Genomic DNA, 26,211 nt, shown 5'->3' with positions numbered 1-26,211 from the left:
CGCTGTATTACTCACGTTATCTAATCATTATTGCTGATGCGCTGTAACGGCTGCTCGCAGACATGAAGCTGTAGACGTGTTACCACGTTCAAGTGAAATATCCAGTGCGGTCTGGCCAGCTGAGTTCAGCGCGTTTGGATCAGCTCCATGCTGAAGTAACATCTCGATAAGTTCGATCTGATCCGTATGAAATGCTGCCGAGTGCAACGCATATTGTCCATCGCTGTCCAGAATACTCGTGGATGCCCCATGTTCGAGTAAAAGGCGGATAACTTCTGGCGAACGTTCTCCCGCAAGCGCGGCATGCAGTGCAGTATTGGACGGAATAAAGGAAATCTTGGAATGAGAAAGGGCGTTAACATCGGCTCCATGCTCCAGAAGAAGACGAACTGCTCCTGCTTGTCCATAATGAGAGGCATATCCCAGCGGAGTTAACCCATCCTGATTTTCAGTATTGGTGAGTTCCGGGTGAGAAGCGAGCAATAATTGCAGGTTGACCACATCTCCAGCCTGTGCAGCCTGAAATAGTTGATTCATCTGTTCTGCATGATTCATAAAGGAATACCTCCATCTGATGAGATAATGTAATTATAGATGTTCCTCTTCAGAGGTTCTTCTTCATAATCACCTTTTTGCCCGCAGCTGGGAAGGAGAGCTATGGAAGCGTCTAGTGAATAATGAACTGAACGAACCGAGGCTTTCGAAGCCCACATCATAACAGATATTGGTGACAGACCTGTCCGAATCTAGCAAAAGCCGCTTCGCAGCCAATAGTCTGCATTCAGTCAGATAACGATGGGGTGAAGTACCAAACAACTTTTTATAATTGCGTAGAAAATGATTCACGGATAGTTGTGCAGCCGATGCTGTCTGTTCTAGCGTTAACGGCTGATCATAGTAGGCGGAGATATACTCATGCCCGATATACACTCTTCGATACAACTCTTCTCGGGTTGAAAGTCTGATCATATCCAGTTCGTTGATCTCTTGCTGAACGTTACGGTGTAGATCCAGCATGTGAACAGCAAGCTGATGAAGCTGCTCCGCTATTGCCCAGGAATCCAAGGTGTCTTGACTATACAAATTCCGCAAATGTTTCAGGGCTGCGCCAAGCCGATTATCCATCGCGTATGTACGTTCTACCCACTCCATCTTGCTTGCGGATGAATACCTATACGGCTCATCAAGTATCTGAAGATCACTGCTAATTAGATTCCGGCCGATCTCTTCCATATAACCGGGAGGGAAGAAGATACAGAAGGATTCAACTGGAGTAGATGAATCAATGTGAAGACTATATTCCTGGCCCTCATTCAGAAGCAGATAGTTCTCATTATTGACTGCGAAGTGACCGCGTCCCGCTTCATAGAGCGTTTTTCCGTTACGGAATGTTTTCAGTGATAGCGAGCCGCTGCCTTTCCAATCGAATTGGGAACTCGATTCATGCAGAATGAAGGGGACGGGTACAGGTCGAGGAAGAGGAATCTCCAACACTTGCAAGCACCTCCAAGCTTAATTCTGGTTATACAGCTTCTTCACAGCTTCCAGCCCAGGTACCGCAAAGCAGGCGAGTGGAGAGGGCAGGTCATGGAGCGGAAACCAGCCGATCTCACCGATGGCTCCGCCTTCTTCCAGATTACGAGCATGGCCGCCAATCACCTTGGTGGAATAGAGCACGGATATCCAATGTTCCTTCTGTTGTGGCTGGATCGTCTCCGCCGTACAGAGCAGACTGTCAATGGCGATATCCAGATTCACTTCCTCCTTGATTTCACGGATGACGGCAGTCTCCAGTGATTCGTAGGGATCGACTTTCCCGCCAGGAATACTCCAGGTGTGCTGCTCAGGCTGACGATTCCGCCAAGCGAGAAGCACTTCGCCCCGTTCATTCAGGATGACCGCACCTACGCCGATGCGAGGTGAAATTTCAGAATCACCTTTTGGATCTGAACTTAATTCCGACAGGGACAGCGCAGCTTGTTCGTTCCCGTTTCGTTGTGAAAAACCACCCGCGTCCATATCCCCAGATTGAGGAGTGTGAGTAGACCGGAATGATAAGGGAAGCCCAGACTGTGCCGACCATTCTTCCCCAAGAATACTCATCGAGATCAGGTCATAATGCATGCCATCCCGCAAAACTGCAGAACGCTGGCGACCCTCTTCCCGGAATCCGGCTTTCAGGTACGCACGTCTAGCGGCTTCATTGTATTCGATGACTTCCAGCGCAATCCGGTTCAGGTTCAATTCATGGAAGCCATACCGAAGAATCAGAGCCAGAGCGTCGCTTCCGTATCCTTTCCCCCGATCATTTTCTTCCCCGATACCAATGGCCAGACGAGCGGAGCGATTGTTCCATTCAATCCGGTATAGGGCTGTGAATCCAATGAATCGGTTTCCCTCCAGTGTACGTAATGCAAATTCAAATCCGTTGTCTCGGCGGACAGAGGAGGACCCTGTCTCATCCGGCGTTAACGGGATCGCGATATCAGTATCCATGTTGCGCAAATATTCATAATCGTCTGTGAAGCGGGAGAGACGCATGCAATCTTCCGGGCATGGGGCCGCTAATCTGACTTTGGAACCTTGAAAACCATTTAAATGACGTGGAGACATGTTGCACCTCTTTTATACGATATGAAATCATTCGTTTCTTCCCATTATACTACGAACAGGAGAGGATACCGAAAAATGGCACCAAACGAGCTACACTCAGGGGAAAAGACCATAAAAAAAAGCAGCCATTTCGGGCTGCTTGTACATTCATTATTTCAGATCATTCAATAAATTCTTCATTTTTTTGTAATGTCCACTGACCCGATCAACCATGTAGTTATACATGAGCTGGTTCTCCGAAAGATTCGCCATTTCCTTGTCAATGTCAACGTTATTGTTGTTATTGTTCATGGTTGTTTCGTTGTTCTCGACAATTCGGTACTGTACGATGGAAGAATGGGGATCACTGATAGGGAAGTGTTTGTCATGAGTCCGCTTCATGGCGAGCTGATCTGTTTTGCCATTCTCCACGATCCGTCTAAGCTCTTCCTGAAACTCTACCGTTTTCTTTTTGTAGTTGGGCGTGTCTGCATTGGCAATGTTATTGGTAATGGCATTGTGCTGTGCAGTAAGCGCTTGTAACAGTGATTCATTACGTCTTGTCGTATTCGTTTCGATCACGGGCTCAGTCTCCTTCACTGCAGATTGTACAGTTACTTCTATAATAAGAAATAAAGTTGCACACTGTCAACATAACAAAGAAAAAGACAAGCACATGCCGGAGGTTCCACGAAAAGAAGAACCCTGCCTTCATGAAATCTTGTCTTAGACTTTGCCCTTATGGATCAGCGTTGAACAACCTCTCTAAGAGGGACGATTAATATTTTTGCCGTAATAGATCTCGTCCATCTCCAGCTTCAGCCACTCCGTAATCTCCTGTTGTTCCTTCGTGCTGAGCTTATCTTTGGTGTACCCAAACAGATAATTGTCGAGATCGAATTCCCTCAGTTTACACTTGGTGTGAAAAATATTCTCCTGATAGACGTTCACGTCAATCATGTCAAAGCTGCTCTTGATCTCGTCCGGAATATAATTCTGAATCGAGCCGATCTCATGGTCAATGAACAGCTTGCGTCCGCTTGTATCCCGTGTAAAACCACGCACCCGGTAATCCATCGTCATAATGTCCGTATCAAATGAGTGGATCAGATAATTCAGCGCCTTAAGCGGTGAGATCTCACCGCAGGTGGAGACATCAATGTCCGCACGGAAGGTACTGATACCTTCACTAGGGTGAAACTCAGGGTAGGTGTGCACAGTAATATGGCTTTTATCCAGCTGCATGACAACGTTATCGGGCAGAGGGCCGGGAGATTCATCGAGTGATTCTTCGGGGATCTCCACGATTGGACCCTCCGAGACAAGCATCGTAACACTCGCACCTTGAGGCACGTAATCCTGCTGGGCAACATTAAGAACGTGGGCTCCGATGATATCGGAGACGTTGTTTAGAATTTTACTCAGCCGGGCGGCGTTATACTGTTCATCAATATATTCAATGTAAGCTTCGCGTTCATCTTTGGTTTTGGTATAACAAATATCGTACATATTGAAGCTCAGCGACTTGGTCAGGTTGTTAAATCCATGCAGTTGAAGACGCTGCTCTGGCGTAATTGTCATGGTTGCAGTTCCCCTTATCCCATACGACATTTCATCGCAGTTATAATACTACTTATACCCAACCTGCCTCGAAAAAAAACATATGTACGTCAATCGAAATACGATTCCCCTCAGATGATCTACCCTTATTCAGAATGAAGAATCGTCAAAGTCTATAACATCGTTCATGCGCTCATCCTCAGCTACAGATTGAATATCCTCTGAAGTGACGCTGATGATCGTATAATCCTCGTTCTGCTGTTTCTTCACGGCTTTTTCCTTCACAAAACGGGGACTGCCTTCCCCGGCATCTTCGTCATAGACGAGCAGAAGACCGTCGCTTTTACGCAGCAACAGGTCATCCCGTGCAGTGAACTGCCACGGCCCGATATAAGGTTGATTGCTAATTGCACCGTAATAGTCCACACCCGAGAGGATGGAACGGTAATACTCCTGCTTGTCTTCTTTCCATTGCTCCTCCGGGTTCTGAAAGGCAGTGATGATCGACAGTTTCAGATGCGGATACGTCTTCTTCAGATCAATCACCACTTCGCAGGCCCACAGATCCACACCGTATTGTCCCGGCGTCAGCACCCATTCCAGACCATCTTCGACAAGAGGTGTGAGGCGGGAGGAGATGGCTTTTTTGATAAAAGGAATACCTTCATGCTTCTGTCCAAAAATCTGCAATTCATGTGCCCGGTAACCGGTAATTAACAGGTTTTTCAGTGTCCGTTCCTCCTTTCAGGCATGATCAAGATGCAGTTATTTCGCAGGTGGAGCATCTGCACGGAACGGATACAGGAATGGTTTCGGAATATCCGTTTCAAATGACATCAGCTCATCCGTTGTCGGATGAATAAATGAGAGGATACGTGCATGAAGTCCGAGACGGCCGAGGTCTCTTGTGCGTGCGCCATATTTTCGGTCGCCGGCAATCGGATGTCCGAGATCTTCCATATGCACACGAATCTGATTTTTACGCCCTGTCTCCAGACGCACTTCCAGCAGGGAGAACTCACGGTTCGACTTCAGACGTTTGTAATGTGTAATGGCGTGTTGTCCATCATTGGGCCGAGAGCTGGAGTACATTTTCAGCGTTTTGGTTTCCTTCAACCAGGAAGAGATTGTGCCTTCTTCTTTGGCTACTGCACCTTCAACAAGGGCAACGTAGACGCGGTCCTGCACATTTTCCTTCCAGTTGTTTTGCAGCTTCTGTTGTACTTCTTCACTTTTGGCAAACATCATCACACCCGACGTATCCCGATCCAGACGATGGACAACAAAGATCCGATTGAGCGGATTGGTGCGGCGTACATGCTCTGTCAGTTGGCGATAAGCCGTCAGGTCATCTGTCTTGTCAGCAGCAATGGACAACAGTCCTGCTTCCTTGCGGATCACAATGATATCATCGTCTTCATGCAAAATGTTAATGCCTGTCAAGGACGGAGCGGCGACTGCACCTTCTTTACGGATGTATACAATCTGACCTGGCGTCAGCGCCTCATTAAACTTGGTGACGACCTTCTGATCCACGGATACCTGTCCACGACCCAGAATGGACTTCACTGCATTCCGTCCTGACTTCAGATGTTGCAGCAAGAAATTCAACAGTTCATCCGGTTCCGTTACTTTGTACTGGCGTGGTGGTTCCTGCTTGCGATAATAGGAGTTGCCCGGGCGTTTGGATGCGCTGGCATTTTTGGGTTTGTTGCCTCCAGCTTTCTTGGGTGCACCCGACGATTTCGCGGCTATTGGCTTCTTATTCTCCTCCGTATTGCGTGGTGCGGAAGCACCTGATGATTTTGCAGATGAGAAGTTAGACTTGCCGGAACGTGCTGCAGATGAACCAGCATAAGATTTCCCTTTGGCCGAGGCCGATGTCTTGCCCGTTGGACGTTTGCGTTTATTCATGAATAGTAATCTCCTTCTGAACAGCCTGTACCGCTTGTGTGCATACGATCCGTTCATTTTCGTTATGCAGTTCAATATACCATTAACCGTCGACAAATAAAAATAGGTTCATGCAATCTGCTATACATCCAATCATAAGAGTAATGAGATTCATAGGATAGGGTATCCCATAGCATTGGAGGTGTTACTCATGGGCGTGTTTCTCGATATGAGAACTTCGATGAACTCGGCAACCGTAGGACAGCCCGGTTTGTCTCTGTCGGTATCCCCGGCAGCGTTCGGGACCATTGGTCTTCAGACGCTGGGAGTGGTGAATCCCATTATTACGTTGAACGGGACAGTAGGTGTTACGGGAGAACTGGGAGATACCTTTGTTGTAGAGCTTGTGCGGGGTTTTTTATATGATCCTTTCTATGTCATCTACCGTGCTGAAGGTACGATCGGACAGAACGGCGGTGCCGAATTTCATTCGTTCACAGCTCAGGATCTGTCTGCACCACCTGCACTGGAGAGTGTGTATACTTCGTTTATTTCGGGGGTGTCCACAGTAGTAAGAACCGGGCCGGAGATGTTCTATGGTATTGCAGCCACCGGCTAGTAGTGAAAGGCGTAATATGACAGGCAGAGTGCTTCGTCATCACTTCTGTTGACGGCAGAGTTCGGTTCATACCTCAGAAAAACCAGACGTACAAAGTAATGTAGCGACCAGTTTGACTATCGCTCAGCATAACCCCCCCGGCTCAATGAGCCGGGGGGGTTATGTCTTACAAGCATAAGCATGTTTACGATGCAACTCAGCGATTCGAGGTTGAAGGTGCCCTGAAAATCAGTTGGCACGGCCTTTCAGAATGATGTTGTTGGCTTTGCCAAAGTCGATGGCGACTTTACCGGCGAGTGAGGCTGTTCGCTCAGCAAGAATAACCGCGTTGACACCGCAGGAGAAGAGAGCGACATCAAAGGTATGCTGATTCGTCTGAATCCACTCAAGCGTGTCCTGCATTTGATCATAACTGTCAAAGGATAGTGCAGTCACAATGTTGAGTTGATATGGCTCACGTTCGAGCGTGGCACGCAGTGCCTCGATCTCACGGGTAACGAGAAGCACACGCTTGCCTGCGAGCATCTGCCAGAAACGCGGGTTCTGCGCCAGCTCCCGATTGACACAGGCATGACAAGTCAGTGGAGGTGAGATGCCATAGTGTGCAAACACCATATCGGTCAGGGGTCTTTTGAGATAATCCGGAGCGTTAATCGTACTGTCACCACGGGGAAGAACGCCGACGATATCCGCCCGCTGCAAGGAAGCGGCGACTTCATCCCGTAGCTGCAGGTTGGGAAGGCTTAGTCCTTTTTGCCCTAAATTGGCCTTAATGGCCCAACGCTCCTGAAGAACCTGTTCCGTAGTCCACACGGTTTCTTGAGACATGACGATATTCTCGCCATCGCCGACTCGCACAAGAGAGAGAGGGCGCTGTTCAACCAGTGCCGCTTCAAGCTGATCAAGCACACCATCCATTTCAAGATAGATCGAATCCATTCGAGTGATTGCCTCCTTTGAAAATTGAACTGTTCTATTCTATGTTGCGGCTGCAGCAATGATATGTACGTTCGACCCGCAGGGCACCATTTTCAGCTGTATACTAATCTATTTCGGTGAGAATCAGTGCATATGTCCATACCGCTTCTATTAACATTTCATACTTTATAGAGTCGGCAGGATTCGCAAGCGAGACCCGGATGGATTGTCGGCTTCCAGACAGCCTGAGGTTGTGTTGCGCATGGAAGCGACTGTTGAAACTATGAAAATGGTCTGTATCCGCTGAAGGAAAATGGCAGAGTTCATGAGGAGGAATATTATGTCAAGGAAAGTGGTTATTGAGATTAATTTCAACAATTATGGGTTCGACCCACAGCGATTGACGAGAGAATGGCTGGAGCGGCGGATGGGCATTTTTCGCACATTTACATTGCACTGCCTGAAAGCTCAGACGAATCAGGATTTCCTGACGGTGGTGAAGTTATCCAAGGAATCGGGAGAATTAATGCAGGAGATTCTCGCGGAACAGGAGCCGCTGCCAGCCAACATTCGTTTCGGAACTCATATTGAGAGTGTACGTGCAATTTTGGCATTTGCTGAAGGGACGGAGCACATCTATATTGCCCGTCTGGATTCAGATGACCTCTATCACCGGACTTTTGTACAGCAGCTATATGACGTGCAGCCACAGCCGCAGACGATGGCTCTGATTAACCAGAACGGCTATCTCTGGGATAGCGTGAACAACGAGATGGCACCTGCATTTCATCGTTCTCCGCAATTCTATGTCTACCTGTATAAAACAGCGGAGTACGCCTCCGGGTATCGGGTGAAGCTGCCGGGCCGAGGTACGCATGGCAATGTCATTGATCTGCCGCATGAGCTGCTGGCTCCGCGCAATTACGTGAATATCGTCCATTCGAGCAATACTTCGGTCAAAAAGGTACCAGCTAAAGACCGGTTAAGCCAAGATGAGATGGCAAAGGTATTACGCGAATTCATGATCTGATCAGGGAGGGGTATATGCATGATTAAAGGACAAACGATTCTGGTTACCGGGGGCACAGGCTCCTGGGGTCAAAAGCTGACCGAGGTGCTGCTGGAACAGGACCCGGCAGAGATTCGCCTCCTGTCTCGTAACGAATATGCCCAGATTGCGATGCAGCGTGAGTTCAACCATGACCCGCGTCTGCGATTCATCATTGGGGATATCCGGGATTATCGGGCAGTGGAAGATGCGTGCAAAGGCGTGGATGTACTCTTTCATCTGGCTGCGCTGAAGCATGTACCAGTGTGCGAGGACCAGCCGGATGAAGCGTTCAAGACGAATGTGATCGGGACGCAGAATATTATTCGGGCTGCAATTCGGATGCAGGTTCCCAAAGTCATTGATGTGTCCACCGATAAGGCGGTAGATCCGATTAACGTATATGGCATGACAAAGGCCTTGGGTGAAAAAATGATGATCCGTGCCAATTGGCTGAGTGAAGGTACCCGGTTTGTCTGCATCCGCGGCGGTAATGTGCTTGGAACCAGCGGTAGTGTCGTGCCCCTGTTCCGTCGTCAGATCGATGAAGGCAAGAGCCTGACCATTACGGACAAAGGCATGACCCGCTTTTTCCTGACACGCACCGAAGCCATACATCTACTGCTTAAGGCAGCTGAGGCGGCTGTAGGCGGGGAGACGTTTGTGATGAAAATGAAAGCTTGCAAGATGACGGAACTCGCCTCCGTCATGTTGGAACAGGCAGGTCGTCCATCCTTCGACTATAAGGTGACGGGCATACGTCCAGGCGAGAAATTGCATGAAGTGCTGATCTCGCCCTTTGAAGCGCCGCGCACGTACCAATACGATGCGCAGTATTATGTGATCCTGCCGGAGCACCCGGACAAGGGGCTGACAGATCAGTACAGCAGCCTGCCTCGTGTGAACTTCTCCGAGTATCGTTCGGACAGTGCCATGATGAACAAACCAGCGATTGCCAATTTCTTGCGTGCAGGCGGCTATATCGACTAATCGAAGGGAGGCGGAACATTTGGAGGTGGAAGGGATGGAAGAGAAACATCAGCACGAGCAGCACGAAGGAAAAGAAGGGCCGCAGCAACCTAATACACTTCAACACATCAATGACCGCTCCCTGAAGGCTGTTGTCATCGGTCTCGGTTATGTTGGTTTACCCATGGCCGTGGAAATGGCACAGGCAGGTTATCAGGTCCACGGGATTGACATCGATACCTCCAAGATAGCCAAGCTGAACGCCGGGCATTCGTATGTCATCGGTATAGAAGATGATGTCCTGCAGTCGCTTATGCAGACAGGACTGTTCACGGCAAGTGACGATTATGCAGCAGTGGCGCAGGCGAATGTGATTGTAATCTGTGTACCCACTCCGCTGACCGCCGAGCATCAACCGGATATCTCTTATATCTCGGCAGCGGTGGATGGTATGACTCCTTATCTGCTGGAGGGCAGTCTCGTCATATTGGAGAGTACGACTTACCCAGGAACGACCGAGGAACGCGTGAAACAACCGATTGAAGCGGCAAACGGCTGGCGAGCTGGAGAAGAGTTCTTCGTCTGTTATTCTCCGGAGCGGGTAGATCCGGGCAGTGTGCATTATGGTGTGAAAAATACCCCGAAGATTATTGGCGGCTCCACACCCGCCTGTCTGAATTATGGTAAACAGTTCTACGGCTCGTTCCTCAACGAAGTTGTTCCGGTCAGTTCAACAACGGTGGCGGAGACGGCAAAGCTGTTCGAAAATACATTCCGCAGTGTCAACATTGCCCTTGTGAACGAGCTGACCCCAGCCTGTGAACAGATGGGGGTAAACATCTGGGAAGTGCTCAATGCGGCGGCAACGAAGCCATTTGGTTATATGCCATTCTATCCGGGTCCAGGCATCGGTGGGCACTGTATCCCGATCGATCCGATCTATCTGTCCTGGGCGGCAAACCGTCAGGGATCGGAGCTGCAATTCATCCGGCTGGCCGATGCAACCAATCGGCAAATGCCAGAGAAAGTGGTGAAGCGTGCAGCGGAGTTGCTGGAACAGAAGGGGATAACTATGCGGGGCGCGCGTGTTGTACTGGCGGGTATGGCTTACAAAAAGGACATTGACGACTTGCGCGAATCACCAGCGCTGGACGTCTTCCGGCTACTGAGCGCAGCGGGAGCAGAAGTGGTTTTCACCGATCCGATGGTTCCTGTCTTCCGCAAGGATGACGGTACGATGCTCCAGTCTTGGCCTGCTGTGCCGGAATTGTGGACAGGAGCTGATCTGGTGATCATCACAACGGATCATTCGGGATTTGATTATCAGGAGATGGCAGATCATGCGAAGCTGATCTTTGATACACGTAACGCCACTGCCGGATGCCGCGGGGGAAATATTGTGGTGCTGGGCAAGCCTGTACGGCCTGAGGTGAAGGGCGTTCGTGAGCAACAGGAGATCGTAGCATGGGTAGGACAAAAAGAAACGGCAGTCGAGGATACTGCAGCTCACCATGAAGTTGCCATCGATCCCGACAAGGATCAGGGAGATGCCCATGGTAAATCATGATCGTGTAAGTGAGCGCTACTATGGCGAGATTAACTCGGAAGATTCTCATGAAGCGACGAGAACACGTATCCACTGGATGTGCCGTGAAGCGACAGGCAAACGTATCCTGGATGTCGGGTGCAGTCAGGGTATTACGTCAATTCTGCTGGGCCGTGAAGGATTTCGTGTCACTGGCATTGATCTGGAGGAAGAGAGCATTAGGTATGCACAAGAAGAGCTTGCCAAAGAATCCAGGCCCGTCAGGAACAATGTGGATTTTCGGATGCTGGATATTACGCAATGGAAAGTCAGAACGACTTTTGACACGGTACTGCTTGGAGAAGTGTTGGAGCATTTTGCTCATCCAGAGACGTTATTGATTCAGATTCATCGGCTGTTGCAAGAAGAGGGGACGCTGGTTGTAACCGTGCCATATGGATATCATCCGTTCTATGATCACAAGCAGACCTTCTATGCAGGAAATCTGGCGATGTGTCTAATGCCCTATTTCGAAGTCTTGAAACTGGAAGTTCATCATAAATATCTATGTTGCGTGGCCCGCAGACGGCGGAGAACACAGCTGCATATGTCGCCAACGTTAGATCAACTGATGGAGTGGATGGAGCTGGATCATGCGCATTTTGCCGAGGTGGAACAACAGCATCTCCGCGTAATGAAACAGCGCAAGAAGGCACTGGACAGTGCGGTGGAGCAGGTGAAACGGCTTCGCCGTCAGGAGAGTGGGGAAGGGTAGCAGTGAAGGTAGGGACAGGGACAGCGGCAAGGGTAGGGTTAGGGCCACAAGAGCATCTTTTATCCCTCCCTGTTGTTTAGTGTGACGGCAGAGCTAGAGCTATTCTATATTCTAACGAATCTCACACGCCTTATTTCGATGATTAGATGAGATGAGAAATGTAACGAATCTCAGCGACGCTATTTCATCCGAAAGCTGCGATAAACGACGAATGGATGCCAAAAATGCGGAAATAGTGTGCGTCAGATTCGTTACATTATCCAAGTGGCTGAAATACACCATATAGCGTTACCTCAGTTCGTTAGCCACAATGTAAATGAAATGAAGTCTTTATTGGACTTTGAGATTTGGAAAAATGAGCGTGTGAAAGCAGCCGCTTGTAGTGGTAGTGCTGATGATCTTGGATTACAAGTTACTCGCAAGTTTGAAGAGGATATTGGAGTGGCTTAGTACCCGTACCTAGCCAATGAAGAACAGACCCGTTATGACATTTTGCAATACGCGTACGACAGGAAGGGGCTCAAAACGTGATCACCATCAGTCTGTGCATGATTGTGAAGAACGAGGAACGCACGCTAGCGCGCTGTCTCGACTCGGTTGCTGGCATCGCCGACGAGATCGTCATTGTGGATACCGGTTCATCAGATCGCACGATGGACATTGCTGCGCAGTACACCAACCAAGTCTACACGTATGAATGGGAGGAAGACTTTGCCGCAGCGCGGAATGAGTCATTCGCCAAGGCCACGCAGGAGTATATTCTGTGGCTGGATGCGGATGATGTGCTGCTGCCCGCGGAACGGGCGAAGCTGGAGGTGTTGAAGCAGCAGCTTCCGTCTGAGGGGGAGACGGCGGCTGTGATCTTGAACTACACGCTGGCCGAGGGGCCGGAGGGGAGTCCGCTAGTGACGGACCGTCGGCTTCGCCTGGTCAAGCGAGATGCCGGGTGCCGCTGGCATGGCCGACTGCACGAGCAGCTTAGCTTCCCGCGGGGCGAGGTCATTACGGCAGACATTGCCGTCACGCATCGCCGCGAAGCGGGACATCATTCGGCGCGGAACGTGCGCATTCTGCGCAAATGGATCGCCGAAGAGGGCGTAGCCCAAGGTCGCCTGCTGTTCTATTATGCAGGCGAATGTTATGACCGCCAGCGTTATGCGGCGGCGGCACGCGGATACACAAAGCTGCTGGAGCAGCCAAGCGGTTACCGCGAGGATCGCCTCATTGCCTGCGCGAGGCTGGCAGAATGTCATGAACGACTGGGTGAGACGGGCCGCAAGCTGGGGGCGTTGCTGCAATCGTTCCAGTATGATCTGCCACATGCCGATTTCTGCTGCGCCATTGCGGCCTGTTTCCATGAGCGGCAGGAACCCATCTCGGCGATCTACTGGTATATGCAGGCGGTGGACGTGAGCAGCCGCGATCCGGGTCTGCGCCCGGTGCCTGTGGCCTGCCGTACCTGGTTGCCACATGCCCGTTTATCCCTTTGTTATGCTCATCTGGGCAACTGGGAGCAGGCATTGATGCATAACACCAAAGCCCGTGAGTACTTGCCCAACGATCCGGGGCTGCTTGCCAATTGGCAGAAACTCGAAGTAGTGGTGCGCAAAGAGATGAAGGAGCGGGAAGAACGTGGTGAAGAGTCACCTCGTAAGTAGGGAGACGAACTGGGGCAGATGAGGACAGAAACGTTTGAAGCGGGAAGAAGGAAGTAAGGCAAATAGATTGAAGCAGAAGTGAGAGGGCAACAAAAACGAATCGTTGCTGTAGGGTGCGATAGGACGGATCAGTGTGAAAATAAGGGTTGAGTGGAAATAGAGTGTAAGGCACAATTGTGAGCAGAAGCAGAAGCAGAAGCAGAAGCAGAAGCAGAAGCAGAAGCAGAAGCAGAAGCAGAAGCAGAAGCAGAAGCAGAAGCAGAAGCAGAAGCAGAAGCAGAAGCAGAAGCAGAAGCAGAAGCAGAAGCAGAAGCAGAAGCAGAAGCAGAAGCAGAAGCAGAAGCAGAAGCAGAAGCAGAAGCAGAAGCAGAAGCAGAAGCAGAAGCAGAAGCAGAAGCAGAAGCAGAAGCAGAAGCAGAAGCAGATTAGATATGATAGATAAATTATAATGCTGCCATATGTTTTAAGTCCGATAGATACGAAGTTGTTAGTGAACAAAAGAAGCCCCGCTTGACCGAAAGAGTCGGTGAGCGGGGCTTTTAATGCTTCTCGTGCCGCGTGTATCTCCTGCCATGGTGTAATGAAAGTAGCATTTGGTGAGATTTCTCACAAGGCATATGCATCGTGGAACTTCTGATGTGAGATGCAGTGAGTATTACGCGTCAAGATGAGACCTTCATTGCTTAGGGTCGTCATTTTAGCTGCTAACTTGTTTTACTTTTCGGGTGCTAGGCATCGCACAGACTGGTCTTTCATACGTAAGCTTTTGCACGCCCAGCCCCATCCATCATATATTTCGTTATCGATGTTGAGGGTCATGGTCTCATCCGTATATTCATTCCAGTTTTCAATCCGGAGTATGTTTTCACTTTCCCATTCGAGATGGTTATTTCCGTGGTGCTCGGCACGATAGATCGTTTTTACCGTGGCGTCCTCAGGGGCATTTGTCTTCTTTACATCGACCCAGATCGTAACGCCGCCTGCCGCACCACCGTAAGGTACGCCGTAAATCTCGGCAGTATATTCACCGTTCCGTGAAGGCATGGAATAGCTCAAATCTCCTTTCTCAGAACGTTCAAATGTGGAGAAGTATGGACGGAGCCAGAAATACAGGAATAAGGCAACGAACAGTACAAGAATCAACAATGAAAATGTGGTGAAAAAAGGGTGTCTACGTATCCAAGGTTTGCGAGAATCTGTATTGGATGAACTTGAACTAGCTTGATTAGTTTGATTCATAAGTATCGAACCTCCACCTACAGTGAAATTTGCTTTGCAGGAATATAGATGTCCATTTCTCCGTAGTGGTCCTGAGCCAGACTGCCGTCAATTCTTTCAAAATAGTATGGATCACTCTTCTCGTACCCCGAATGGCTCTGCCAATATTCATCGATAAATGTCCAGACACTGTCCAAGTGATCAATGTTGATCAGACTTGGGTGGAAATCACAGACGAATTTGAATACGGCATACTGGTTGGCAGGGACCTCAATTCCGTCCAGTTCTTCAGGAATATGATCCAGACTGGTTACTTCTACAGACGGCTGATATGTACTGTAATCCTCGTTAATTTCATTGGTAAATCCGATATATACGTTGGGTTGCAGCACGTTAGGAATCGAATGAAAGTGTTTTTCAAAAAAGTCGTTGCCTGCTGAATTGGCTTCATAGTGCTCTTCGTTATCTGCATACCGAATATGGGATCGCTGTCCAATGAGTTTCATGGCCGGTTTTCGTACATACGTTGGTTTGAAAATATATCCATATGGAAGCATCGTGATCATGGATGAAGTCATGCGGGCTGTGAATTCAAGGTCTCCAGCTCCCTGTTTGCGATACTGCAGGGGTGTAATGCCGAAAGCTTGTTTGAAAGCACGTATGTAGGATTGTTCATGTTCAAAAGCGTAATGTCCGCTGATATCGATAATCTTCCAGTTCAGATTCAACAATTGTTCGAGGCTGCGTGCCAATTTGCGTGAACGAATGTATTCTCCAGGCAATTGTCCGCTTACATGTTTGAACATGCGATGCAGGTGGAATTTGGATATATGAGTCACAGATGCCAGATGATCCAGCGTTAATTTGTCTTGAATATGGTCTTCTATATAGTCGAATAGCTTATCCAATGTGTCTAGCAAATCATGTTGCATATCAATCTCCCTACTTCAAATAGTACTTACAGCAATAAATGTTCATTTTTTCCTTATCACCGATGATATCATAACCAAGTACATAATTTAATGACAAGATTGGAGAAACCATCCATGTTTGCTGACAAAAGAACTTATACAACGTTAGGCATGTTAACTCGATTATGGACACTAACGGGCAAGTACCGTATGTTCATCATTCTGTTACTTTTCGCCGCATGTATGGTCTCCCTGATTGAGGTCGGTTATTTGGAATCGATCCGAAGACTGGTCAAAGGCGCGACTGAAGCACAGTTTTCGTTACTCTACTCAGGTTTGATCATAGGCGTTAGCATTGTAGTATTACGATTGATTGTAACCGCATTCATGACGAGGGTCGAGACGTTATTCCAGCAAAAGACATTATTGTCTGTGCAGTCTCTATTGCTCTCCTCCCTTGGTAACACAGAGACACGGGATCTGGCACATTATCATACGGGTGACTTAACCTCTAGGATCTGGACTTCAGCCAAGGAAGCACAGAAGGGGATAAACCAACATGGCATTGAACTGGCAAAAAATATCATTCAACTGATTCTTGCCTTTGCTTACTTCAGTTGGGTGAACTTGCCGCTGTCGTTGGCTATCATTGCATTTACATTAATCTATCCTCTTGTAACGGTAGGACTTGGTAAACGTCTACAAAGACGGCATGATCAGTTAAATGCCAGCGCAGCGTCAAGAGATGAGATACTGACTGAAATCATCCAAGCTCCAGTTGAGATCCGAAGTTACGGACTCGCCGGTTATCTACACCATCATTTTAAAGATCGAATGGATCAAGTGTTCAGACATACGATGTCCGTATCTGTGTTACAACGTCTTTCGGAAGCAGCCGGACGGGTCTCGACGTATGGTGGCATGATTCTGATTCTCTATCTAGGCGGCATGCAGGTCCTGAATGGACATATGGATGTAGGAGGACTGGCAGCTTTTCTGGTAGCAAGCAGTCAATTAACTCGTCCGATTGAATCGTTATCTGGGCTGTGGAATGATTTTATTGGTTCGGCTTCTCATGCGTCCAGGATCTTTGAGGTGCTGGATTTGGAGAAAAAGAACACGGTTGCTAATACCAGTACAAATATATATGTACAGTCCGATACGCATTTAGGGCAGCCTGAAAAGCAATCTAAACCAGCTGGCATCAACGTGCAGCATGTGTCTTATAGGTATGCGGAGCAAGAAGAAGTGTTAACAGATATTTCTTTTGAGGCCAAGAAAGGAAAGCTTACTGTAATCACAGGGCCAAGTGGATGCGGGAAGACCACGTTATTGAAAATAATAGCCGGATTAGATAGACCTGTTACTGGTTCGATTCAGGTCATGAATCAGAAGAATTCACTGAATGGTGTGAACGAAGTTCAGACAGCACATGTCAATCAGGTGTATGTTTCGCAACAAGCCTTTATTTTCACAGGCACAGTGGAAGAGAATATTGTTTTTGGACAAGAGGAGATATCTGCCGAACAAGTAGAGGTTGCGGCCCACATGACTTATGCACATGACGCCATTATGCGTCAATCGCTCGGTTATGGGACAGAGCTTCAGCCGCAAGGCGGGACAATGTCGGGTGGTGAGCTTCAGCGTATTAGTCTAGCCAGAGCGATACTGAGGAACCCGGATATTCTATTGTTGGATGAACCAACGTCATCTCAAGACCCGTGGCATGAGCAACGATTGAATGATCTCTTTGCCCGAATCACTGCTGACAAAGGCACAACGGTTATTGCAGTTACTCATCGATTATCGCTGATAGAACGGGCGGACCAGGTCATCTATATTCAGAAGGGACGCGTCAAAGATACGGGAACTCATCGTGAATTGCTGGATCGTTCAAACGGATATCGAAGCTATATTGCGGAACAGGATACGGAAGTGGAGGGACAGCATGAGTAACAAGATTGAAGATGCAGCATATGCCGATGACGTTGAAATGAAAAGCAGTCATGAGAAAAGCGGAGCATATGAGATAAATGAAAAGTCTGAAATAGAAGCTCATCATCAGATGAACGAAAGTGATGTTCCAGATGACCCAAAGCAAGCTGTATCATTGGTAACGGTGTGGCCCGTTATTTTTCGCTGGATGAAGCCTTATGGATTAGCTGTAGCGATCTTGCTCATTTTTATCGCAGCAGATGCGGTCTTTGATTGGGGACTTGCCTTTGTACAGGGATTCTTCGTGGATGCCATTCATGATGGGGGACAGGAGCAGCTTAATGCTACGGCGTTGATCTTTATTGCCATTCTGGCAGGGTTTATCGTGTTGCTCGCGATGCATCGTTATGTGCTGGTATGGCTGAAGGAGTCAATGCAACGGGACATGTCCATGGATCTGTTGAAACTGTTAAACCGGATGCCCTATTCCTGGGTGCGCAGACAGAAGTCCGGGGATGTGATGCTTCGCATCAAGGAAGACACCAAGCATGGTGCAGAAGTTGTGGAGGCTATTGCAGAGGGTGTTACGGTTGTATTCATCATTGCTCTATCGCTGGGATACTTGTACAAAGCAGATGCATGGGTTGCGGTTATCGCCTTGGTAAGTGCAGGGGCAATCTGGTTCACGGCGAGGTTGTATGATCAGCGGATTGTACATCTATCCGATGAGGTCGAATCCAGGGAAGGCGAGTCCCAAGAACAGATCCAGCAGTATGTTGAAGGGATACCGGTGATTCAGATGTATAATGCTTCACCGTGGTTTCTCGCTCGTTTTCGGACACAACAGCAATCACTGAATCGTGTTCAGGCTAAGTTGCAGATGACCCTGAGCATGTCGGATAACGTGGCGATGGCGGTGTTTGGTCTGGCTCAATTGGCAGCCTTGTTCCTTATTGCTTTGTCAGCGGCTAGGGGAACTTTGTCTCCGGGCATGGTTGTTGCAAGTAGTCTGCTGTTTGAACTGGTGGTGTGGCCAGTACTCGGCTTGTCCAGCCAGTGGAGTCAGATGCAAGCCAGCGTGGGTGCATTTGGACGTATCTCTGCATGGTTGAAATTGGCGGAGAACAAGAAGACAGACGCATCTAATACTAAGCACGGGGCGCTTGCACAGGGAATGTGTAACCAAGATCAAGGGAATACACAAAAAGGGGCACATAAAGAGTACGAAATGGCTATGCTACGTCTTCAACAGGTTACGGTAACCGATGAAGACAGTGGTCGGAAGATTTTGGATCAGATTACGCTTAATCTGGTTCCTGGTGAACTGGCTGCGGTAGTTGGCGCCAGTGGTGCTGGCAAATCTACACTGTGCCAAGTGTGTGCAGGGCTGATCGAGCCAACAAACGGAAGCGTTTTGCTGGGTAATCAACATGTTGCAGAGTATATAGAGATGGATGACCAGTCCAGACTCACGTATATGCCGCAGATACCAACCTTCTTTTCAGGAACGATTGAGGACAATATCCGTCTGAATATAGACGCTACGTTGGACAGAGTGAAGCTTGCGGCAGAACAGGCTGATTTGCAAGAATACATTGAGGCTCAGGAAGGACAATACACATCAATATTGCAAGAGAAAGGCGCCAATATATCTGGGGGACAACAGCAGCGACTGTCGCTGGCCAGGCTCTTTATGAGGTCATCCGATCTGTACATTCTGGACGAACCGACGTCATCACTGGATATTCAGACAGAACAGAACGTGATGAATCACTTGCTGAACTTTATGAAAGGCAGAATCGGGTTGCTTGTCACACATCGCATGGAAGTTGCTCGTCAGTGTTCTCGCATCCTTGTGATGGAACATGGCCGAATTGCCGAAGATGGAACGCATGAACAACTGATGCATAGGAAAGGATTGTATTATCGTATGAATGCAAGAGGCGGTGATACAACATGAATGAATCTGGGGTTAAGAAAGTAATGGATACGCTGGAGTTCTTGAGTCAGGATCGTGAAGCACGTCGTTTGTATGAAGAGCGGCAGAAGTATTTGCATGATGAAGCTTCGATGATTGAATGGGCTACGGAAAAGAGAATAGCTCAAGGAATAGAAAAGGGATTAGTAGAAGGGAAAATACGATTGAAATAGCAAGAAACATGCTTTCTCTAGGCATTGAAGTTTCTGTTATTGCAAAGGCAAGTGGCTTGCCGGAGTCTGAGGTAGAGTCGTTAAAAGATTAAAGTGAAGTTATAAGGTGTAGTAGGTTCACCAGATGAATTGTTACGGGTACACTAGCGTGATATGAGTGTGTCGGTTGTGAACAAAAGTATAAAGCAATCGTTTGTCCAAACATGGATGAACGGTTGTTTTTATTTTAATGAAGAAGCTTCAAACGATTTACAGTAAAACGCGGTTGCTCATTCGGGGCTGGGCCGTTAAACTAAAGGGAGCGGCGTTTGCTTGACGGACAAGTCATGAGAACGCCATTTTGTTGTCAAGGATGCGGCATATGAGCCGCTTTCGGATGTCAGAATCGGATCGGACCAAGCTGGTGGAAGAACACCGGTGATAAGTAAGGAGTCTTTACATGAGTGTGCAAACACCAACATTAGAAGAAGCGCAGGGTCTCCTGCAAAAATATTATGGCTACCCCGACTTCCGTGAGGGACAGAAAAAGATAGTAGCCAGCCTGCTCGAACGTGAAGATACGCTCGGAATTATGCCAACCGGGGGCGGTAAGTCGATCTGTTATCAGATCCCCGCCCTGTTATATTCGGGTCTGACACTTGTTGTCTCCCCGTTGATCTCATTGATGAAGGACCAGGTCGATGCGTTGACGACCGCCGGAATTGCTGCCGCGTATATTAATAGTACACTTAGCGGCAAAGAAGTGAATGATCGCATCCGCGCGGCGCAGCGCGGTGAGCTGAAGTTGCTCTATGTCGCGCCTGAGCGACTGGAGCTGGATTGGTTCCGCGAGGAGATGGGCTATTTGCCGATCTCTTGCGTTGCTGTGGATGAGGCCCACTGTGTATCGCAGTGGGGGCATGATTTTCGGACAAGCTACCTTGCGGTAGCGCCGTTTGTGGACAGTTTGCCGGAGCGGCCGGTGGTTGCGGCCTTCACGGCAACAGCGACGCCCGAGGTCATGGGCGATATTCTGCGGCTGCTGCGTTTGCAGGACCCGCAGACGTATGTGACCGGACTTGGGCGTGATAATTTGGCGTTTAGCGTGCTGCGCGGCGAGAGCAAGAAGGACTTTGTCCTTAATTATGCGCGCGAGCATGCCAGCGAGCCTGGGATTGTGTATGCCGCGACCCGTAAGGACGTGGACGATCTGCATCAGCGTTTGTTACAGGCGGGATTGCCCGCTGGGCGCTACCATGCCGGCATGACGGACGATGAACGGTCCCAGAGCCAGGAAGCTTTTTTGTACGATGATATCCGAGTGATGGTGGCAACGAATGCGTTCGGGATGGGGATTGATAAATCGAACGTGCGTTACGTTATTCATAACAGCATGCCGAAGAACATGGAGGCATATGTACAGGAAGCCGGACGTGCAGGCCGGGACGGAGAACCCAGTCAGTGCATTCTGCTATTCGGAGCACAGGACATTATCACCCAGAAGTTCCTGATCGAGCAGAATCCGATGGAGGGCGACCGCAAACAGAATGATTACCGGAAGCTGCAACAGATGGTGGATTACTGTTACACGACCCGCTGTCTGCGAAGTGCACAGCTGGACTATTTCGGTGAGGTTCATGACGATACACCTTGCGGTATTTGCAGTTCCTGTACGGACGACCGTGAGTTGGTAGACATGACGATTGATGCACAGAAAATATTCAGCTGCATTCACCGGATGCGTGAACGGTATGGTGTATCGCTGGTCGCTTCGGTGCTCAAAGGCTCCCGTGCCAAAAAGGTACTTGATTACGGCTTCAACTCTCTGCCAACCTACGGCGTGATGGGCAATCGGACAGAGCGCGAGATATCGGAGATCATCAACGTGATGGTATCCGAAGGATATTTGATGCTGTCTGAGGGACAGTATCCGGTTGTGCGTTTGCAGCCACTGGCGGTGGAAGTGCTGAAAGGTCAACGAGAAGTGATGCAACGTGTCGTTCGCAAAACAGCTGCAACGGCTTCGGGTACGAATTATGGCGGACGCCGCGGACGCGATGCAATGCCATCTGCGGTTAATGAGACGGTATTTGAACAGCTTCGTCTGATTCGGCGCGACTTGGCGGCGAAAGAGCATGTACCATCGTACATTATTTTCAATGATGCGACCCTGCGTGAGATGAGTGTGGTATGTCCACAGACAGAACGTGACATGCTGGATATCAAAGGGGTCGGTGAGGTCAAGTATCGCAAGTACGGACTGCCGTTCCTGGAGTTTTTCCAGAAGCAATCCGGCGAAGAAGTGGATACGGATGATGATGCGTTTTACGAGTATGAGTAAGTGTGAAATGAGTATGAGTAAATGTGAATTGAGTATGAATTGTTAATTTTCACTTCCGAATCTTTGAAGTTGGTTATGTCTCTGTAGAGTGGACAAATGGTGGCAAATTGTCTTTCAAAGGGTGGACATTGGCGTTAGGAATGGCTCACCTTATCGTATACAGCATGTAGTTTTATTATGTGTGTTTCATACTGTATGTTGTGGTTTGGGTTTGGCGAGGTGTATATGTCTTTTTGAAAAGAGTGTCCACTCTTTGAAAGACAAACGTTGGATATGTCCATGAGAGATGGAATGGCTAGTTCAAAAGAGGTTTAGATGAACAGCGTCCGGGGCAGGATGGCTGTGGAGCTTTACTTTTCCCAAAAAATATATGGTCTGGGTGTCCAGGCAAAGGTTGTGAACCATGAAGGTTATTCTTTCTACATTAAATGCAAAGTACATCCATACCTCCTTGGCCTTGCGTTGTCTGAAGGCGTACAGTGAGAAGGATTTTGATATTGACCTGGCGGAGTATACGATCAAGGATCCGGTGATGAACATTGTGTCTGATCTGTACCAGCGCGGGGCGGACGTGATTGGTTTCTCGTGTTACATCTGGAACATTGAAGAGACGATCAAGGTCATTGATAATCTGAAAAAGGTTATGCCTGACGTGAAAATTTTGCTGGGCGGGCCGGAGGTGTCCTACGACACGGAATATTGGATGAACCGGATTCCCAATGTCGATTTTATCGTGATGGGTGAAGGGGAAGAGACGCTTCATCAGCTGTTGACGGAGCTGGAAGGAAGCAAGAAGTTCCACTTTGTCTATGGACTGGCGTATCGCAAAGGGGAAGAGGTCATTCTCATGCCAGGTCGGCCAAAAGCAGATCTGAACGATCTGCCGTCACCGCACCGTTTTGAAGAGGATATCCCGGAGCTTGGGAAACGGGTTGTTTATTTTGAGACCAGCCGTGGCTGTCCGTTCAGTTGTCAGTTCTGTTTGTCCAGTATTGAGGTCGGTGTGCGGTATTACGATATTGAGCGGACGAAGTCGGACATTCTGTACCTGATTGAGAAGGGCGCGAAGCTGATCAAGTTCGTGGACCGGACGTTCAACATCAAGCGGGATTATGCGCTCGAAATGTTCAAATTCCTGATCGAGAATCATCAGGGGACGGTGTTCCAGTTTGAAATTACGGCAGACATTATGCGTCCCGAGGTACTTGATTATCTGGCAGAGAATGCGCCGCCGGGCACGTTCCGATTCGAGATCGGGGTTCAGTCCACGAATGATCCGACAAATGAACTAGTTAAACGCCGCCAGAACTTTACCAAGCTGAGCCGTACCGTGAACAAGGTGAAAGCCAGCGGTAAAATCGATCAGCATCTGGATCTCATCGCCGGACTGCCAGAGGAAGATTACAATACGTTCCGCAAGACGTTTAACGATGTATTTGCACTGGGGCCGGAAGAGCTTCAGCTCGGATTCCTCAAAATGCTGCGTGGTACAGGTCTGCGTCTGGATGCGGAAAAGTACAACTATACGTACATGGATCATGCGCCGTATGAGATTCTGGGCAGTGACGTGCTGCCGTTCAGTGACATCGTACGCTTGAAGCGGTTGGAAGATGTGTTGGAGAAGTACTGGAACGCACACCGGATGGACCATACGCTGAAGTATCTGATGGAGCAAGAGTTCAATTCGCCATTTGATTTCTTCCAGGCGTTCGGGGATTATTGGGAAGGTCAGGGCTGGCAAAAAATCGGTCACCAACTGGAGGATCTGTTTACTCGTCTGCACAGCTTCCTGGAGTCGCGGAATACGCCGCATATGGATATCGTGCTAGGTTTGATGAAGCTGGACTATTTCCTTGGCCACAAATACAAACCACGCAAAATCTGGTGGGAAGATCCGCTCCAGAAAGACCAGTGGGCGGGTTATATGAAAACGTTGGCTGAACGTCCGGAAGACGTTCGTCTGCCACGCGTTGCCGGCGCCGCAGGCACGGCATGGCTCGAAAGCAGCGGCACGGGTCCGAGTGCCGCTGTGGCAAGCTCGGCTGCTGCCGGGGAGAACTCTGCCGCAGATGCGGCGGGTGTGATCGGCAGCGATGCCGGGGGTGAAGCGTCGCTCACTTCGGGCGACGCAACAGGGTCCGCCGCGGATGGATCGGCGGACATGGTGGACGGCAACGCTACGCGTGCGTTGCCGATGACCTCGGCCATGACCGCACAGACGGTCATGGGTGCCCGTGCTTTCGCCGACCTTGGTCTCGGCGAAAAGGAACTGCAGAAGCACACCGTATTGGATGTGCTTCCGTTCCGGCTTGAGCGTGTGCTAGCTGGCGCCAGCCCGCTTGCCGCGAAAGGCCGGACGCTGCTGGTCGTAGTGTACCAGCAGCATGAAGGGCAGCAGGCGCAGTATTACACGCTGCCGCTGGGAGAAGAAGCCGCTGCCATGTAAATGCAGCAGCCTGAGAAAGCACCGCGATCATTGACGCGGTGCAACCCAGGGAAGTGCTGCACCCAGTGGGCGCAGCACCTCACACCCTTAACGCGGCTTGCCAATGTACAAGCCGCGTTAAGTTCCACCTTTTACAACGTCAGATATGTCCGAAAGCATCGGAAGGTCCTCTGATTCCCTATTTGGGATGAAGAAGGGCCTTCCATTTTTGTTTTTCAAAGTCACGCCAGAAGAACTGGAAGAAGTCAAACAAGAAATCAAGGCTCAGATGACCTACTACAACCACTACAGATACCAATGGAACTTAAAAAGGATGACCCCTGTAAAGTACAGGGCACTGAAAAAGTCCCCAGTTCAATTAAGCGAGCCCTACCTCGATAAATTAAGGTAGGGCTCGGTGTTTTTATTTTATAATAATTGTGGGAATTTATAGCAAAAAAATGCTTTTTTACATAGAGCATTGACATTTTGATATGACTATCATTATATTTAATTTATGGTAATAAAATCCACTTTTTTAAGGGGTGTTTACATGAAACATGTTAAGAAAGCATTATTACTATGCGGTCTAGCAGGAATGTTGTTTAGTAACTTACAAGCTTATGCGACTCCAGTAACGGGTTACTCTTGGGGAAGCAGAAACATAACTTATCAAAACAATGGAACCAATAATGTCTACACCAATATATGGACACATGCTAGAGATGAGTGGAATCTATCTACTGATGTCTTTCTAAAAGCTGGTACCAATTCTAAATTTACTGCAGGCAATAAATCTGACAGTAGTGTTACTTGGGACGGATTTGCACAGTGGACCACTAGTATTATAACCGGAAATTATTCCACCATGAAGACATGGGTTAATACATACTATACAGCACAAAGTCATTACACTACAGATCATGTAAAGGGCATCGCAACTCATGAATTTGGCCATGCTCTTGGGCTCGATCACGCTCCATTTGGTAACCCTACCGTTATGACTCCCAATACATTTGAACGTAATTCTTCTGGAACTTTAATTGACGGACGTCCAAACAAGTCGCCAACTTCATGGGACATTAATACCATTAATGCTATCTATAACTATAACTTTGCTAGCGTTCAGAGTGATGAACCTGTGTTAGATGTTCCCGATAATATTTTGGAAAAGGCTCAAACCACACAAAAAGAATTGAAAATAAATCATTATTCCTGGGCTATCGGCTATAGCAACCTTGAAGCTCGTGCACATGATGCCGATGTTATTGTGAGTGGAATTGTTAAAAACAAACTTAGTCCTCTCATCAAAAATGATGGTGAAACAGAAGAAGCATTTTACCAATCGGAGGTAGTTATAGAAAATGTCATCAAAGGAGAAGTTTTAGAGGGAGATCTAATTAATTTACGACAAATTGGTGGAGAAACGGATACGTCTATTATTTATCATGAGCATTCTACCGAACTCGAAGAAGGTACAGAAGTATTATTGTATCTAAAAAAGATTGATGATAATGTATTCATTCCTATTAACGAGGATGAAAGTATCTTTATTAAACAGGATGAAAAATCGTTTAGAGTGGATGAAAGCTCGTATAAAAACCTTTACGATAATCGTTTAGTTACTCTTGACGACGTTTCAACTTCAGCCTTAGGTAAATAAAAGTTCAAGGTCAAGGCCCTATTGGAACAGG

General features: G+C 48.4%; 21 protein-coding genes and 3 pseudogenes. 13 read left to right on the top strand and 11 right to left on the bottom strand.

All coding sequences use genetic code 11. The features are described from left to right. Nucleotides 1-27: 27 nt before the first annotated feature. The 8 genes and pseudogenes from QF049_RS15950 to QF049_RS15915 all read right to left on the bottom strand — a co-directional run bounded on the left by QF049_RS15950 (nucleotide 28) and on the right by QF049_RS15915 (nucleotide 6,066). Nucleotides 28-555: an ankyrin repeat domain-containing protein gene (locus QF049_RS15950; protein WP_307538782.1), complete on the bottom strand. Its 528-nt coding sequence runs from the start codon at nucleotides 553-555 to the stop codon at nucleotides 28-30. 69 nt (nucleotides 556-624) lie between these two features. Further along, nucleotides 625-1,494, bottom strand: a complete 870-nt coding sequence (locus QF049_RS15945; RefSeq protein WP_307538780.1) for a helix-turn-helix transcriptional regulator — start codon at nucleotides 1,492-1,494, stop codon at nucleotides 625-627. An 18-nt stretch (nucleotides 1,495-1,512) separates the two neighbouring features. Beyond that, the gene (locus QF049_RS15940) at nucleotides 1,513-1,914 is read right to left on the bottom strand and encodes an NUDIX domain-containing protein (protein WP_240768276.1); all 402 of its coding nucleotides are present in this window, start codon (nucleotides 1,912-1,914) and stop codon (nucleotides 1,513-1,515) included. 210 nt (nucleotides 1,915-2,124) lie between these two features. Beyond that, a pseudogene (locus QF049_RS15935) lies at nucleotides 2,125-2,613 on the bottom strand (GNAT family N-acetyltransferase); the annotation flags it as partial. A 150-nt stretch (nucleotides 2,614-2,763) separates the two neighbouring features. Beyond that, the gene (gene flgB / locus QF049_RS15930; protein WP_105597765.1) at nucleotides 2,764-3,174 is read right to left on the bottom strand and encodes a flagellar basal body rod protein FlgB; all 411 of its coding nucleotides are present in this window, start codon (nucleotides 3,172-3,174) and stop codon (nucleotides 2,764-2,766) included. A 183-nt stretch (nucleotides 3,175-3,357) separates the two neighbouring features. Further along, a complete protein-coding gene (gene speD / locus QF049_RS15925; protein ID WP_307538777.1) occupies nucleotides 3,358-4,173 on the bottom strand; it encodes an adenosylmethionine decarboxylase in 816 nt (271 codons plus the stop codon). A gap of 129 nt (nucleotides 4,174-4,302) precedes the next feature. Further along, nucleotides 4,303-4,881, bottom strand: coding sequence for an SLOG family protein (locus QF049_RS15920; protein WP_036669296.1), 579 nt, complete (start codon nucleotides 4,879-4,881; stop codon nucleotides 4,303-4,305). Nucleotides 4,882-4,917: 36 nt separating this feature from the next. Further along, on the bottom strand, nucleotides 4,918-6,066 hold the full coding sequence (locus QF049_RS15915) for an RluA family pseudouridine synthase (RefSeq protein WP_307538775.1): 1,149 nt from the start codon (nucleotides 6,064-6,066) through the stop codon (nucleotides 4,918-4,920). A gap of 190 nt (nucleotides 6,067-6,256) precedes the next feature. Here QF049_RS15915 and QF049_RS15910 point away from each other — a divergent pair, with 190 nt between their 5' ends. After that, entirely contained in the window at nucleotides 6,257-6,664 is a 408-nt protein-coding gene (locus QF049_RS15910; RefSeq protein WP_307538773.1) for a hypothetical protein, read from the top strand. 228 nt (nucleotides 6,665-6,892) lie between these two features. Here the strand turns inward: QF049_RS15910 and QF049_RS15905 are convergent, their stop codons facing one another. Continuing rightward, nucleotides 6,893-7,603 (bottom strand): GT-D fold domain-containing glycosyltransferase, encoded by a 711-nt coding sequence (locus QF049_RS15905; RefSeq protein ID WP_307538771.1) that lies wholly within the window; start codon nucleotides 7,601-7,603, stop codon nucleotides 6,893-6,895. A 319-nt stretch (nucleotides 7,604-7,922) separates the two neighbouring features. On the opposite strand from QF049_RS15905, the gene QF049_RS15900 reads away from it, so the two are divergent. The 5 genes from QF049_RS15900 (at nucleotide 7,923) to QF049_RS15880 (ending at nucleotide 13,557) form a co-directional block, all read left to right on the top strand. Then, nucleotides 7,923-8,612 carry a glycosyltransferase gene (locus tag QF049_RS15900; protein WP_307538769.1) on the top strand — a complete coding sequence of 230 codons (690 nt, stop codon included), beginning with the start codon at nucleotides 7,923-7,925 and terminating at the stop codon, nucleotides 8,610-8,612. Between the two features lie 18 nt (nucleotides 8,613-8,630). Continuing rightward, the gene (locus QF049_RS15895; protein ID WP_307538767.1) at nucleotides 8,631-9,620 is read left to right on the top strand and encodes an SDR family NAD(P)-dependent oxidoreductase; all 990 of its coding nucleotides are present in this window, start codon (nucleotides 8,631-8,633) and stop codon (nucleotides 9,618-9,620) included. A gap of 34 nt (nucleotides 9,621-9,654) precedes the next feature. Then, the gene (locus QF049_RS15890) at nucleotides 9,655-11,166 is read left to right on the top strand and encodes a nucleotide sugar dehydrogenase (RefSeq protein WP_307538765.1); all 1,512 of its coding nucleotides are present in this window, start codon (nucleotides 9,655-9,657) and stop codon (nucleotides 11,164-11,166) included. Beyond that, nucleotides 11,153-11,899 carry a class I SAM-dependent methyltransferase gene (locus QF049_RS15885; protein ID WP_307538763.1) on the top strand — a complete coding sequence of 249 codons (747 nt, stop codon included), beginning with the start codon at nucleotides 11,153-11,155 and terminating at the stop codon, nucleotides 11,897-11,899. Before QF049_RS15890 ends, QF049_RS15885 begins: the two co-directional genes overlap by 14 nt. Nucleotides 11,900-12,426: 527 nt before the next feature. After that, a complete protein-coding gene (locus QF049_RS15880) occupies nucleotides 12,427-13,557 on the top strand; it encodes a glycosyltransferase family 2 protein (RefSeq protein ID WP_307538761.1) in 1,131 nt (376 codons plus the stop codon). Between the two features lie 714 nt (nucleotides 13,558-14,271). On the opposite strand, the gene QF049_RS15875 is transcribed toward QF049_RS15880, so the two are convergent. Both QF049_RS15875 and QF049_RS15870 read right to left on the bottom strand, forming a co-directional pair. Continuing rightward, nucleotides 14,272-14,796 carry a DUF5412 family protein gene (locus QF049_RS15875; RefSeq protein ID WP_307538759.1) on the bottom strand — a complete coding sequence of 175 codons (525 nt, stop codon included), beginning with the start codon at nucleotides 14,794-14,796 and terminating at the stop codon, nucleotides 14,272-14,274. 17 nt (nucleotides 14,797-14,813) lie between these two features. After that, nucleotides 14,814-15,707, bottom strand: coding sequence for an AraC family transcriptional regulator (locus QF049_RS15870; RefSeq protein ID WP_307538757.1), 894 nt, complete (start codon nucleotides 15,705-15,707; stop codon nucleotides 14,814-14,816). A gap of 114 nt (nucleotides 15,708-15,821) precedes the next feature. On the opposite strand from QF049_RS15870, the gene QF049_RS15865 reads away from it, so the two are divergent. From QF049_RS15865 to QF049_RS15835, 7 genes and pseudogenes are all read left to right on the top strand, one after another. After that, nucleotides 15,822-17,642, top strand: a complete 1,821-nt coding sequence (locus tag QF049_RS15865; RefSeq protein WP_307538754.1) for an ABC transporter ATP-binding protein — start codon at nucleotides 15,822-15,824, stop codon at nucleotides 17,640-17,642. After that, a complete protein-coding gene (locus QF049_RS15860; RefSeq protein WP_307538752.1) occupies nucleotides 17,635-19,581 on the top strand; it encodes an ABC transporter ATP-binding protein in 1,947 nt (648 codons plus the stop codon). Before QF049_RS15865 ends, QF049_RS15860 begins: the two co-directional genes overlap by 8 nt. Further along, nucleotides 19,578-19,864: pseudogene (locus QF049_RS15855) on the top strand (Rpn family recombination-promoting nuclease/putative transposase); the annotation flags it as partial. The gene QF049_RS15860 and the pseudogene QF049_RS15855, both read left to right, overlap by 4 nt. A 347-nt stretch (nucleotides 19,865-20,211) precedes the next feature. Next, nucleotides 20,212-22,092, top strand: a complete 1,881-nt coding sequence (recQ, locus tag QF049_RS15850; protein WP_307538748.1) for a DNA helicase RecQ — start codon at nucleotides 20,212-20,214, stop codon at nucleotides 22,090-22,092. 403 nt (nucleotides 22,093-22,495) lie between these two features. Further along, on the top strand, nucleotides 22,496-24,538 hold the full coding sequence (locus tag QF049_RS15845) for a B12-binding domain-containing radical SAM protein (protein ID WP_307538745.1): 2,043 nt from the start codon (nucleotides 22,496-22,498) through the stop codon (nucleotides 24,536-24,538). A gap of 229 nt (nucleotides 24,539-24,767) precedes the next feature. Further along, nucleotides 24,768-24,929: pseudogene (locus QF049_RS15840) on the top strand (IS3 family transposase); the annotation flags it as partial. A 141-nt stretch (nucleotides 24,930-25,070) separates the two neighbouring features. After that, a complete protein-coding gene (locus QF049_RS15835; RefSeq protein WP_307538741.1) occupies nucleotides 25,071-26,180 on the top strand; it encodes a matrixin family metalloprotease in 1,110 nt (369 codons plus the stop codon). The last annotated feature ends 31 nt before the right edge of the window (nucleotides 26,181-26,211 follow it).

Origin of the sequence: Paenibacillus sp. W4I10 (assembly GCF_030816325.1) — a bacterium.
GTDB classification, from domain to species: Bacteria; Bacillota; Bacilli; order Paenibacillales; family Paenibacillaceae; genus Paenibacillus; species Paenibacillus amylolyticus_B.
Note: the sequence above shows the minus strand (reverse complement) of the source record. Positions and strands in the feature narration are given on the sequence as shown.

Coding starts and splice junctions, on each gene's coding strand:
- QF049_RS15910 (WP_307538773.1), top strand. CDS start 6,257: ATGGGCGTGTTTCTCGATATGAGAACTTCGATGAACTCGGCAACCGTA.
- QF049_RS15885 (WP_307538763.1), top strand. CDS start 11,153: ATGGTAAATCATGATCGTGTAAGTGAGCGCTACTATGGCGAGATTAAC.
- QF049_RS15950 (WP_307538782.1), bottom strand. CDS start 555: ATGAATCATGCAGAACAGATGAATCAACTATTTCAGGCTGCACAGGCT.
- recQ (WP_307538748.1), top strand. CDS start 20,212: ATGAGTGTGCAAACACCAACATTAGAAGAAGCGCAGGGTCTCCTGCAA.
- QF049_RS15895 (WP_307538767.1), top strand. CDS start 8,631: ATGATTAAAGGACAAACGATTCTGGTTACCGGGGGCACAGGCTCCTGG.
- QF049_RS15875 (WP_307538759.1), bottom strand. CDS start 14,796: ATGAATCAAACTAATCAAGCTAGTTCAAGTTCATCCAATACAGATTCT.
- QF049_RS15890 (WP_307538765.1), top strand. CDS start 9,655: ATGGAAGAGAAACATCAGCACGAGCAGCACGAAGGAAAAGAAGGGCCG.
- QF049_RS15865 (WP_307538754.1), top strand. CDS start 15,822: ATGTTTGCTGACAAAAGAACTTATACAACGTTAGGCATGTTAACTCGA.
- QF049_RS15915 (WP_307538775.1), bottom strand. CDS start 6,066: ATGAATAAACGCAAACGTCCAACGGGCAAGACATCGGCCTCGGCCAAA.
- QF049_RS15900 (WP_307538769.1), top strand. CDS start 7,923: ATGTCAAGGAAAGTGGTTATTGAGATTAATTTCAACAATTATGGGTTC.
- QF049_RS15835 (WP_307538741.1), top strand. CDS start 25,071: ATGAAACATGTTAAGAAAGCATTATTACTATGCGGTCTAGCAGGAATG.
- QF049_RS15870 (WP_307538757.1), bottom strand. CDS start 15,707: ATGCAACATGATTTGCTAGACACATTGGATAAGCTATTCGACTATATA.
- QF049_RS15905 (WP_307538771.1), bottom strand. CDS start 7,603: ATGGATTCGATCTATCTTGAAATGGATGGTGTGCTTGATCAGCTTGAA.
- QF049_RS15845 (WP_307538745.1), top strand. CDS start 22,496: ATGAAGGTTATTCTTTCTACATTAAATGCAAAGTACATCCATACCTCC.
- speD (WP_307538777.1), bottom strand. CDS start 4,173: ATGACAATTACGCCAGAGCAGCGTCTTCAACTGCATGGATTTAACAAC.
- QF049_RS15860 (WP_307538752.1), top strand. CDS start 17,635: ATGAGTAACAAGATTGAAGATGCAGCATATGCCGATGACGTTGAAATG.